This window comes from Citrobacter sp. JUb117 (genome assembly GCF_024809055.1).
GTDB lineage: Bacteria > Pseudomonadota > Gammaproteobacteria > Enterobacterales > Enterobacteriaceae > Citrobacter > Citrobacter gillenii.
Genome location: NZ_JANUFB010000005.1, coordinates 152295 through 164369, shown reverse-complemented (window position 1 = coordinate 164369; position 12075 = coordinate 152295). Strand labels below are relative to the sequence as shown.

Genomic DNA, 12075 nt, shown 5'->3' with positions numbered 1-12075 from the left:
AATAATATTTTGCTATCAGGTTATCAAAAACCAACAACTTTACTTGCTACCGATACGGCTCTGTTTTTAACATCGCTTATGGAAAAAAATGTTCTGTTCAATCAGCGTATTCGCTTGCGCCATCTTCACACTTTTGTCGCCGTTGCCCAACAGGGGACGCTGGGGCGCGCGGCTGAAACCCTAAACCTGAGTCAACCGGCTCTCTCCAAAACACTCAACGAACTGGAGCAACTGACCGGGACACGCCTCTTCGAGCGCGGTCGCCTTGGTGCGCAGTTAACGCTACCCGGCGAACAGTTTCTTACCCATGCGGTAAGAGTGCTGGACGCACTCAATACGGCCGGTCAGGCATTAAATCGTCGGGAAGAAGCACATAATGATGTCGTGCGCATCGGGGCACTACCGACGGCTGCACTGGGTATTCTTCCCGCCGTCATTGGTCCGTTCCACAAGCAGCAAATGGAGACCACGCTGCAAGTTGCCACCATGAGTAACCCGATGATCCTCGCTGGGTTAAAATCCGGGGAAATCGATCTCGGCATTGGCCGGATGGCCGATGCGGAACTCATGGTCGGGCTAAACTACGAATTATTATTTCTCGAGTCGCTCAAGCTGGTAGTACGCCCTAACCACCCGCTGTTGCAGGAAACCATCACGCTAAGCCGGGTGATGGAGTGGCCGGTCGTGGTATCGCCAAAAGGTACCGCGCCGAGGCAGCATGCGGAAGCCCTGCTGCTAAGCCAGGGGTGTGAACTGCCGCGAGGTTGTATTGAAACGCTGTCGGCGTCGCTGTCGCGCCAGTTGACAGTGGATTACGACTACGTATGGTTTGTGCCGTCAGGCGCGGTGCGGGAAGATTTACGCCAGGCCACACTGGTGTCATTACCGGTACCGACGCAAGGATCCGGCGAACCCATTGGCATTTTGACCCGTAGCGACGTTCAGCTCTCTACCGCCGCACAGATCCTCATCGCCGCGATCCGCAAAACTGTCCCGTTTTGATCTTTCCCACCGCCAAAAATAAAGGGACCCGCGGGTCCCTTTATCGTTAAAACGTTTCCCAATTCTCACCGTGGGATGGCGACGTTTGCGGCGACGAATAAACCGGTGTGGCAGCAAGGGGCGCGCGTTTTTTCACGCTGCCGCCCTGCAAGCGAAAGGTGCCAACTGCCTGGGTTAAACGTGCAGCCTGCTCCTCCAGCGAGGCCGCGGCAGCAGACGCTTCTTCGACCAGCGAAGCGTTTTGCTGCGTGACTTTGTCCATCTCTGAAATCGCCTGGCTCACCTGCACGATGCCCCGACTTTGCTCATCGGAGGCGGCAGCAATCTCCAGCATAATATCGGTCACGCGTTTTACCGCATCGACGATATCTGTCATGGTATTGCCTGCAGCCACCACTTCCCCGGAGCCTTGATCAATCAGCCGTACGGATTCGCTGATCAATCCTTCAATCTCTTTTGCTGCCTGGGCACTACGGCTTGCCAGTGTACGCACTTCGCTGGCCACCACCGCAAAGCCGCGCCCTTGCTCGCCTGCTCGCGCCGCTTCCACCGCCGCATTCAGCGCCAGGATGTTGGTCTGGAAAGCAATGCTGTTGATGACGGCGGTAATTTCAGAGATTTTCTTCGAGCTGGTCGAAATGTTGCCCATGGTATGCACCACGCCAGAAACCATCTGACCACCCCGACTGGCTTTGCCGGAAGCATCTTCCGCCAGTTTGCTGGCATGATGTGCATTATCGGCGTTCTGTTTCACCGTAGCCGTCAGCTCTTCCATACTGGCCGCCGTCTGTTCAATCGCCGCAGCCTGCTCTTCCGTACGCGATGACAGGTCCGTATTCCCCATAGAGATTTCACTGGTCCCGCGATAGATTTCTTCTGCCCCCTGACGCACGGTTCCCACGGTTTTTACCAGCGAATGCTGCATGGCCTGCAAATGACGGCTCAAACGACCAATCTCGCTGCGCCCGGTGGGCTCATCCTGCATGGTCAGATCGCCCGCTGAGATTTGCTCAATGCGTTGGGCGGCACGCAGCAGCGGATGGATCACGGTACGACGCAGCACCATAAACGTCATCAGCGTCAATGCCAGTGCCAGACCGAATGCGCCCAGCATAAAGACCATGCCAATTTGTGTCCGATGATGGGCCTGCTCACTGAGCTGGTTCGCCCTTGCGGTGCGGATCTCAATGGCCTTCAGCAGCGCTTTGTTGTAGGCGGTATCCAGCGGTCTGGCCTGTTCATTTTCATGGTTAATGATCGCTTCAAACATGCCGTTTTTGGCGTACTTGAGCATCGGCTGCAAACCGTCGATATAGGCTTTGAAACTGGCGCTCAGTTCAGCGTCCAGCGCTTCATCTGCCGGCGTTTTCACCGCCCGAGACAGATAGGCATTAAAGCCCTCCTGCGACTGCTTAATCCGCTTTTCCGCCTCCGCAATATTGGCCTTCATATCGTCCATTTCGGCAATACGACTCGCCGCACCAGCATGGATCATATTGATACGCGAGGTGCGCAAGTGGTTAGAGCTGTTCGATAACCCCATCCTGACCTGAATTTCATCAGTCACATCGCGCTGATCGCGGTCGGCCTGCATAAGAAAATAGCTCGCCAGCCCGGAACTTAAGGCGAACAGCAGAAGGATGCCACCGAGAATGGAGGAAAACAGCGGAACCAGTCGGATTTGATGCAGGAAGCCCAGTTTGTGCTGGGCCTGCATCGATGTTGTGTTGTCCATGACCGTCGACTCTCTTGTAGGGTTTATGCGTGAAAACACGCCCGATAGATAGTCATCGGCAATCCGCCAGGATTGCTTACCGCGAAAAGCGCCGGTTTCGTCACACTTTCACAACATCATTCTAAAAAATTCAGGAAAGTGCCAGCGGAGAGTTCCGCTGGCGGATGGATCAGTTATCGCCAAAGTGGATAACAGTACGAATAGACTTACCCTGATGCATTAAATCGAACGCCTCGTTGATCTGCTCCAGCGGCAGGCGATGCGTAATAAACGGATCTAACTGAATTTTCCCGCTCATTGCGTCTTCGACCATGCCCGGCAGCTGCGTACGCCCTTTTACACCACCAAATGCGGAGCCGCGCCAGACGCGTCCGGTCACCAGCTGGAACGGACGTGTTTTGATCTCCTGCCCAGCGCCCGCCACGCCAATGATGATGCTCTCGCCCCACCCTTTGTGGCAGCACTCCAGCGCAGCACGCATCACGTTCACATTACCGATGCATTCAAAGCTGAAGTCCACGCCGCCGTCGGTAAACTCAACAATCACGTCCTGCACCGGCTTATCGTAATCGTTCGGATTGATGAAATCGGTCGCACCCATTTCACCGGCCAGCTTGAATTTCTCCGGGTTGGTATCGACCGCTAAAATGCGCCCGGCTTTCGCCTGTACCGCGCCCTGGATAACCGCCAGACCGATACCGCCCAGACCAAACACCGCCACGGTGTCGCCTTCTTTTACTTTTGCCGTGTTATGGACGGCGCCTATCCCGGTGGTAACGCCACAGCCCAGCAGACAGACTTTGTCCAGCGGTGCCTGTGGATTGACCTTCGCCAGCGAGATCTCTGCGCACACGGTATATTCACTGAAGGTGCTGGTGCCCATGTAGTGATAAATCGGCTCGCCGTTGTAAGAAAAACGCGTTGTGCCGTCTGGCATCAGACCTTTACCCTGGGTCGCGCGCACGGCCTGACAGAGGTTGGTTTTGCCCGATTTACAGAACTTACACTCGCCACATTCAGCGGTGTACAGCGGAATCACATGGTCACCCGGTTGCAGGCTGGTGACGCCTTCGCCCACTTCAACCACAATGCCGCCGCCTTCATGGCCCAGTACTGCCGGGAATACACCTTCCGGATCGTCGCCCGAGAGCGTAAATGCGTCTGTATGGCACACACCGGTGTGGGTGATTTTAACCAGCACTTCCCCTTTTTTTGGCGGCGCGACGTCGATTTCGACAATTTTTAACGGTTGGCCGGGGCCAAATGCAACTGCAGCACGTGATTTCATTTGTCTCTTCCCATTATTGCGAGGTGATGGTGTTATTTTAGATAAGCGCGCAGAAGATGGCCGATTTCAGCCATACGCACGGCACGCTGGTCCGGGGTGGTCTCCCCACTGACCAGTTCATCCTTCAGGTGGATCTCAACCATTTCGCCCATCAGGCCGTTGGATGCGCCGCGTACGGCGGCAATTTGTTGCAGGATCGCCAGACAGGGTTCGCCTGACTCCAGCGCGCGCTCGAGCGCATCAACCTGCCCACGAATACGTCGTACACGAGTGAGAATGCGTTTTTTATCTTCAGGTGAATGCGGCATACGCCCTCCGGATACTATAGGGGGGTATGGTATTTCATTTAATAGCCCCGTGTAAACGGTGAAATTTATGGGGTCATGAGGAGAGGCGCTATTGACCACCAGTATCGGGTAATTAAATAAATGCGAGGCGTCTCCAGAAAATAAATAACATCTCCCTGTTTTATACAATCAACTCACCCGCAGCAAATCCGCAAAACGCGTGGTATATCGTGGGGATAGCATTCCTCGTTTCATTTTCCACTGCTGTTCTATTCCCTGCCCGGCAAACCAGAGCGTTCCGCGCCCTTCTTTATTGAGCCGATCCACCACGGTCATCAACTCCGCGCTGTTGCGTCGAGGGCCATTGTCATCAAACAGATTCAACTGTGCCACGCCTGAACTGAAAAAATCCCCCAGCATCACGCCCGCTTTTTGATAACGCAGTCCGTCTCGCCAGATAACGTCCAGGCAGCGTGTTGCCGCATTGATAATATCCCGACTATCCTGGGTGGGGATCAGCAATTTGGTCGACGCGCTATTAGCATAATAAGGTTCATTCGGGGCAAATGGACTGGTTTTAATAAACGCAGAGATAAACTGACAATACTGGTGTTCCCCGCGCAATTTTTCTGCTGCACGCGCGGCATAGGCGCAAATCGCCTCCCGCATGGCGTTGTAATCCGTGAGCCTCTCACCAAACGATCTTGAGCAGATGATTTCCTGCTTCACCGCTGCAAACTCTTCAAAACCCAGGCAGGGTTCACCGCGTAGTTCACGTACGGTACGCTCCAGTACCACGCTGAAATGCTTGCGGATAACGTCAGTGTGGGTATCCGCCAGATCCAGCGCACTCTTGATACCCATCGCGTCGAGTTTCTTGCTGGTACGGCGACCAACGCCCCAAACATCATCGACCGGAAGCGCCGCCATCAGCTTACGCTGGCGTTCCCTGTTCGAGAGGTCCACTACGCCGCCCGTCTGCTGTTGCCACTTTTTGGCCGCATGGTTCGCCAGCTTCGCGAGGGTTTTGGTGGGCGCAATACCTACGCCGACGAGCAGATGTGTGCGCTTGTGCAGCGTGTGTCGAATTTCACGTCCAAACGCCGCCAAATTGCAGCAATTCCTGACTCCAGAGAGATCGCAAAACGCCTCATCAATTGAGTAGATCTCCACCCGTGGCGCGATCTCTTCCAGGGTGGTCATCACCCGCTGGCTCATATCGGCGTACAGTTCATAGTTGCTACTGAAGGTAACAATCCCGTGCCGGCGGAAAATTTCTTTCTGTTTGAAATAAGGTGCGCCCATTGTTACCAGCCCTTTGGCTTCGGCGCTGCGGGCAATGATGCAGCCGTCATTGTATCTGAATGAAGCTAACTATTAGTTGATGGCAATGCTATGATTTTTAATGGGATTTAATTACTAACTTTTTTCAGGTTTTTTGATTTTGAGGACATACTCTATTGAACAGGTTTAGAGGTTAATGTTGATGCAACTCTAAATATAGGTGGACCGGATAACCGTGATTCTTCCAAGTTATAAGCATCCTGAATTCAGCACTGTTAATTTTTAGAGAGCCTCTGGCTAATCTAGTTTCTGCTTTTGCTCGTGAGGGACAGCCATACTCAGATCTCCCAAATTGCAGGAGATTTGAGTATGAACAAGTCACCTTAGAACAAAGGTTATATCATCGCCCAAAAATGACCACTTCAGATATTTCATCTCCGGGGAAATGGGTCACTTCATTTTTCTGCCCTCAGGAAACGAAAAATGCGCGCCGGATCAAATCTGCTTCACGTGAGTGTATTAATCCCGTAGCCCGGACGTTTTAACCCCATTAAGATGGCGTATACACTTTCTGTATGAAGGATCCGCCGGTGATAGGCTCACAATGGAATAAATGGGATTTACATATACACAGTCCCCTGACGTGGCTGGCCAACAGTTATACTCCGAACGATATTGAGAATTATGTTCACATGCTGGGGGCGCATCAGCTGTCTCTCATCGCTGTGACGAACTACTTTTATTTTCGACAAAACGAACTTGAAATCATCCGGGAGGAGATTGCCCGGCAGGGCCTGGAGATAACGGTACTTGCCAATGTGGAATTTCGTCTCGATCAGCAGAACCGGGATGACCAGTTCATTAACATCCATATTCTTTTTTCAGAAAAGCTCTCAACCGAGCGCATCAATGAAGCCCTTTCACGCCTGCCGATCAGGCTGACGGATGGAGGGGGGAAGAATGTCTACTGCTGTGAGAAAAGCGTTGGCGACAGCGGGCACGGCGTTGAGACCATCACCGTTGCACTATCAGAGCTGACTTCCCATCTTAACTCCGTGCTACGTCCATTCCAGGATTTTCTGATTGCCGTTTGCCCCAACGGATATGGTGGATATCGTCCAGGGTCCACTGGACGGTCCGCAGCCGCCGCGACCGAGATTGACCGTCAGGGACAGATAATTTTCGGTGGTGCCGCCGACCGTGCATTTTACCTGCGGACCGACCGTTATCCCGGCGCTACAATCAAACCCGTCTTTCTGTGTTCAGACGCGCACAGCATGGCACAGATTGGCGGGCGTTATACGTGGGTAAAAGCGATGCCGACCTTTGAGGGACTCCGGCAAGCCTTGCTTGAACCCGAGTCGCGGTTAAGGATAGGTGATGACTGGCAGGCCACCCGCACACCCAAGGCCCACTTCAGTAAGATCGAAGTGGAAGGGACTATTTTTGATGGGCAAGAGATCCGTTTCCGACAACTGGTAATCCCCCTGAACCAGGACATGGTCGCCATTATTGGAGGTCGGGGAACCGGTAAAAGTCTGCTCCTGGATGCGCTTCGCTCCCGGTTTGCCGGAGCCGCTGCTAGGGGAAGTGAGCAACGTGCTGTAAATGTGCAGAATCTCTGCATTGAACTAGACAAGGCTAACGGGGAAAAAGTGCGCTTTGATGCACATTCAGAAGGATATGAATATCTCCATGTATCGCAGGGCGAGATCAAAAAACTCTGCCAAGAGCCCGGTCTTATCAGCGATGAGATTAAAAAAATGCTGCGACTGTCTCCTCACCATGAGGCTGGCAGTACGGGCCTCCAACTGAACGAAAACCTCAGTGCCTGGCGCGCATGGCGTGAGTTTCTTACCTTTAAAAATGAGCGTGATGAGCCAATCAACACACGGGCATTTCAGGAAGCTCTGGCGAGAACGGCCCGAGAGAAAATTGATGTCTTGACCAGCACCCGTAACAGGGAGCTGATCGCACAGTTTCGTGACAACAGCGGCCAGCAGGCCACCCTGACACAGGCCAGAAAACATGCCGCCGGGCTGCAAACAGCGATTGATACCGCCACCCGGGAGTTAATTACTAAGATTGACGCCGTCAATGCGGCCGTCGATGACGGTACGGTTATCCCATACCCAGATCTGTCATTGCTGGCCGCCGCTGTCGGGACAAAGCTTGCCAGCATTGACGAGCGGTCTACCCAGCTCACCGAGGATAATCGCCGTATAATTGCATCATTTCAGGAGCAGGGACTGGGTCAGGATATCCCGGGATTGCTGGAGAAGGTGCAGGAATATCAACTACAGGCGGATCGGGCTGAAGAACACTTGGGTACTATCGACGCCCGAGAGGCACAGTACCAGCAGGAGTTACTCCAGCGAGGCGAACTGGCTCCCGCATTTATTGACACACTGCTGGCAAGACAGGCGGTTATCGATACTGCCTATGCCTCTCTGGCTACCAGACCGCATCTGACTGAAGATCAACAGGCGCTAATACGGGATATTCTGACGGACATTCATATTTATGGCCGGCCGCATTTTGATGTAGCTGCATTTTACAACGGCATGCTGGATCATATGAACCGCGGCCGGTTCAGGGCTTCCGCTGAACAGACATCTGTTGAACGGCTGCGCGATGTGTTCTTGGTGCAAACCATTTCTGATTTACATGCACTACTTTCTAACGCTCCCGTAATAGCACTGCCGGAATGCCCTGACAGGAAACTGTCCATTGAAGAATTTCTGTGGCGCAGTGAGTATTTTAACAGTCAGGGACCGTATGCCCTCCTGAACTTCCTCTTCAATCCCGAACATATCCAACAATACTTGAGTGTCAGGGCGGAGTTTGAATATAAGGGAAAAACCGTCGAGAAACTTTCTGCCGGTCAGCGTGGAACCTTTTACGTTTGCCTCAAACTGGCTACGGATGCATTTGGCTCACCTTTTGTCTTTGACCAGCCGGAGGATGATCTGGATAACGATTTCATCATGCACAATTTGGTGCCGCTATTCCGGAAAATCAAACAGTACCGTCAAGTTATCATAGTGACTCATAATGCTAACTTGGTAGTAAATTGTGATGCGGAACAGGTGATCATTGCCACAAACGATGAAGAAGTGATCAGTTACCGGGCCGGGGCACTGGAGTACGGCGATCATGACGCACCTAACAGCATGCGCAGAGCAATCTGCGATGTGCTTGAAGGGGGACGTCACGCATTTGAGGCTCGAGAGCAGAAATACGGCATGCTCTGGCTCAATCCCTTATAAAGAGGAACATTAACTGGGGTCTCTGAGTGGCATTTTAAGTAGCCAGCAGAGATCCGACTTCGCCTAGAGCAGTTGGCGCAGCGAAACCACCGTCTCGTGGTGTCGGATTTTCTACGTGAAATGCGTTTAGGTTTTAGCGGACTGACCACGCGGATGGCGCGCATGGAGAAATTTGATGAACGCCCTATGGGAGAAGTACAAACTTTCCGAATAAGGCCTTCAGGAATCAGCCTGTTCGACAGGCTTGAGTGCATAGATTCTGCAACGTCCCTCCTTGATTAAGGATAGTGTTGCATCGACCCATTGAACTCACAGTCAGAAGCGGACATTGCCAGCATTGAGTTTCAGTTTTGAAAGGTATATCTTTCGATTTAGTTCACATAGAATAAACGTGTTAAAACTATCGGCTAGGTGAGCTTATTAATATAATAAACGGGAAATAATTTTATATTTCATTCAGAATATAAAAAGGGGTTTGAGTTATGTACGACTATAGTTTTTTACTTACTCCACATACAGGCTTTGTTAAAGGGTTATGTGGTGTTTGGTCGAATGATTTCTCTATAAATGATGATTCTGACTCTGATTTAGGACAGACAGATGTTCATATACTATCATCTCCTCATTTGAACATTATATCTGACCCAAATGAATTGGCTTCAAAGTTAAAAGGTTTATTGATGCTTATAAACGGCGCACTTAGCGTCCTTCAGGGTTTTGAAAGATTTAAATCTTATGGTCCTCTTTCTGTTTCTGGAAGTGATGGTATTAATTACTCAGAAATCAGCAGCTTTAAATCAATGAATGTAACTCAGGTAAACCCCTTTGATTTTCATTGTATACAGCAACTACATCCTCGCGCTAATTATTTTTCACGATTAATTAACTTATCATCTAAACATGAATCCTTACGTGTTGTTTTAGGTATGTGTGCCTTAGGTGATGATTGGGTTAATCTTTATCGTTTGTGGGAAACAATTAGGGAATATGTATATGATAAACATAAAAAAGGTGAGCTGAATATTTCTGGCGGTAATAAAAGCAAGAAATCTCAGAGAGATAAAATAATTAGCATGGCTTTTAATATTGACGAAAAGGAAATCAGCAGATTCACGGGCACTGCCAATAGCTTTGAACTATTAGGATATCTTGCGAGGCATGGGAAAGGAAGCCCAGGAGGAATGTTAAAAAACCCAATGTCAAGAGTTGAAGCAAGTATTTTCGTGCACAATGCAACGTTCAGATTTTGCAGGCTATTTTTGATGTAAGTAAAAAGTTAAAGCTATCATATTTAAAATATAGAAAACTGCGGTTATCGTGCACCAGAAAACGATATCCGCATTGTATCTGCTGTAATTACGCAAGGTTTTAGAATAATGGCGAAGTTCATCTTTTTCAGGCTTCGCCCACTGGAGTTATGCGTTAAAATTCATTCAGGAATAATGGAATGCAATTCGTGACTCACCTGGACTTCATAGTGTTTCAATAGTTCTCCGATGTTAATTCCTACTTTCTCTTTGATAGGTTAAGGTTGTTGTTGTGTCGCCGATTATTGCAGATAAGTATTCCATTCCAGGATGAACACAGCGTTCCTGACAAGTTTCAGCTATCAATACGAATTTTTCTTATTATTTGGCTAGTGAGAGGCTATGTTGTAATCCGACTAGATATAGGGATTTCTTCAACTGAGCTGCTCAATTAGAGCAGAACAGAATAAAGAGCCTTCTGAAGAAGAGTCCATGATTTTATGGGCTCTTTTTTCATCTTTAAACCACTTCCACGAGACGTGGCGATTGCTCGTATCAGGTGGCCAAATTCAGTGTGGCGCTTCAGTTCTTAGCTCGGTGAGTGTTTTCCGTTCGTAATAGAAACCAAGAAGGGTGTCTGATGACGTCCTGATAGTTGCGATAGGCGCCGATGGTTGCCTGCAATAAGCTGACCGCGCCAGCGGCAAGCGATGTGACAGCTGGCGCACCGACATATCCCAGCACGGCTGGGGCAGACAGTAACGCAACATCCTGTAGGCTGCGCCTTTTCCATCCACGCAATTTTTCTCGAAGATCCTCTAGTCCTTCATCAGCAATACGCTCCTGAAATCGCAGTTGAAGAAGGCGAATTTCGTTCGGATTCGCAGCTTGCTCCATTTCAAGCGCACAGTTGCGAAGAGCACGTCGGAATGCCGTGGCACTCGGTTCATAATCCGTACGGATCCTGAAGAGCGCTTCAGACGACAGATCAGGCAAAAATGGGAGATCAATCTCGAGCATTCTGCGTGAAAGAGTTCCTGGTGCACCCAGTTTTTCCAGTACTTTGCTCTGAAATGGGCACCGGGTCGCAAGTGAGGCGTTGGCCCGACCTGCCTGACTTAAATCGGTCAGAAGGCCGCTGTAATGGAAATACAGGCTACGATTTATTGCCCCACGAACCCAATGCTCGTAATGGCTTCGGTTACGGAGTTTACCCCGGGTAATTTCTACCGTAAGCGAACCATCTTCGTTCTTATTTACCGGACGTATATTCTGGAACATATGGCCGTTGGTAAAAGGGCTCAGGCAATCTTTAAGCTCCAGCATAATCTCGTTCGGAAGCTTGCTTTCCGGAACAAAACGCATGTGGCCTTCTTCACTAACTCGCTCCACTCCTCGGACTTTCAGACTACGCGTATAAAATTCGGCGATGGCTGGCGGCATCATACTGCCAAGAAAACTCCGATCGGCATTTTCATCGGTGAAGCCTATCTTACGCTGCTGTTCCTGCTGGACTGACTCACTGGACGTGAAGATAATAAAGCCAGCCTGAATAAGTGCAAAGTGCTCCCTGATAAAACGTACAAACCGTGCTATATCATGACGAATATTCTCTAGTCTGTCGCTTTGACGGTTCTGCACCAGCAGGTCAACCGCCAACGCCAGGTCTGTGCTACCCAACCGAAGTGCGGCCTCTTCAAGCGCATCAGGCAAAATAATGCGATCCGCAGACAATAATCCCGGCCGGTAAAGTGCAAGTTGATCAAAGTGAGTCATCCATAAACTGAGTGGTGAACGTCTAAGAAACTCGTCTTCATTGCGATACGTACTGACAGACTGCAGGTAATCCTGCAGGGCAGACTGAAGAGTTTTTTCACTAAGTGGTGCATAGTCAGCAGCAATCAATTTTTCATCCCACAGGATATTTTCTGTAAGCGCAGGCAGGTTGTTATACATAATAAGT

At 50.4% G+C, this 12075-nt stretch carries 7 protein-coding genes and 1 pseudogene; 3 read left to right on the top strand and 5 right to left on the bottom strand.

Features of this window, described 5'->3' with window-relative positions; all coding sequences use genetic code 11:
• Positions 1 to 78 precede the first annotated feature (78 nt).
• The gene (locus M2374_RS13165) at positions 79 to 1002 is read left to right on the top strand and encodes a LysR substrate-binding domain-containing protein (RefSeq protein ID WP_135911996.1); all 924 of its coding nucleotides are present in this window, start codon (positions 79 to 81) and stop codon (positions 1000 to 1002) included.
• Between the two features lie 46 nt (positions 1003 to 1048).
• Here M2374_RS13165 and M2374_RS13160 read toward each other — a convergent pair whose 3' ends face one another.
• The 4 genes and pseudogenes from M2374_RS13160 to umuC form a co-directional block, all read right to left on the bottom strand.
• A complete protein-coding gene (locus M2374_RS13160; RefSeq protein WP_115258431.1) occupies positions 1049 to 2737 on the bottom strand; it encodes a methyl-accepting chemotaxis protein in 1689 nt (562 codons plus the stop codon).
• Between the two features lie 169 nt (positions 2738 to 2906).
• Complete coding sequence (locus M2374_RS13155; protein WP_181689076.1) at positions 2907 to 4025, bottom strand: S-(hydroxymethyl)glutathione dehydrogenase/class III alcohol dehydrogenase; 1119 nt, start codon at positions 4023 to 4025, stop codon at positions 2907 to 2909.
• A gap of 32 nt (positions 4026 to 4057) precedes the next feature.
• Positions 4058 to 4333, bottom strand: coding sequence for a metal/formaldehyde-sensitive transcriptional repressor (locus M2374_RS13150; protein ID WP_003833178.1), 276 nt, complete (start codon positions 4331 to 4333; stop codon positions 4058 to 4060).
• A 168-nt stretch (positions 4334 to 4501) separates the two neighbouring features.
• A pseudogene (gene umuC, locus M2374_RS13145) lies at positions 4502 to 5668 on the bottom strand (translesion error-prone DNA polymerase V subunit UmuC); the annotation flags it as partial.
• A 518-nt stretch (positions 5669 to 6186) separates the two neighbouring features.
• On the opposite strand from umuC, the gene M2374_RS13140 reads away from it, so the two are divergent.
• Together M2374_RS13140 and M2374_RS13135 are read left to right on the top strand one after the other, a co-directional pair.
• Positions 6187 to 8865: a TrlF family AAA-like ATPase gene (locus M2374_RS13140; protein WP_181689075.1), complete on the top strand. Its 2679-nt coding sequence runs from the start codon at positions 6187 to 6189 to the stop codon at positions 8863 to 8865.
• A 482-nt stretch (positions 8866 to 9347) separates the two neighbouring features.
• Positions 9348 to 10133 (top strand): hypothetical protein, encoded by a 786-nt coding sequence (locus M2374_RS13135; RefSeq protein WP_181689074.1) that lies wholly within the window; start codon positions 9348 to 9350, stop codon positions 10131 to 10133.
• A 561-nt stretch (positions 10134 to 10694) separates the two neighbouring features.
• Here M2374_RS13135 and M2374_RS13130 read toward each other — a convergent pair.
• The gene (locus M2374_RS13130) at positions 10695 to 12068 is read right to left on the bottom strand and encodes a hypothetical protein (protein ID WP_181689073.1); all 1374 of its coding nucleotides are present in this window, start codon (positions 12066 to 12068) and stop codon (positions 10695 to 10697) included.
• Between the last annotated feature and the right edge of the window lie 7 nt (positions 12069 to 12075).

Excerpts from the sequence above, each read along its gene's own strand:
- M2374_RS13165 (WP_135911996.1), top strand. The coding sequence starts at position 79 with ATGGAAAAAAATGTTCTGTTCAATCAGCGTATTCGCTTGCGCCATCTT.
- M2374_RS13130 (WP_181689073.1), bottom strand. The coding sequence starts at position 12,068 with ATGTATAACAACCTGCCTGCGCTTACAGAAAATATCCTGTGGGATGAA.
- M2374_RS13155 (WP_181689076.1), bottom strand. The coding sequence starts at position 4,025 with ATGAAATCACGTGCTGCAGTTGCATTTGGCCCCGGCCAACCGTTAAAA.
- M2374_RS13150 (WP_003833178.1), bottom strand. The coding sequence starts at position 4,333 with ATGCCGCATTCACCTGAAGATAAAAAACGCATTCTCACTCGTGTACGA.
- M2374_RS13160 (WP_115258431.1), bottom strand. The coding sequence starts at position 2,737 with ATGGACAACACAACATCGATGCAGGCCCAGCACAAACTGGGCTTCCTG.
- M2374_RS13135 (WP_181689074.1), top strand. The coding sequence starts at position 9,348 with ATGTACGACTATAGTTTTTTACTTACTCCACATACAGGCTTTGTTAAA.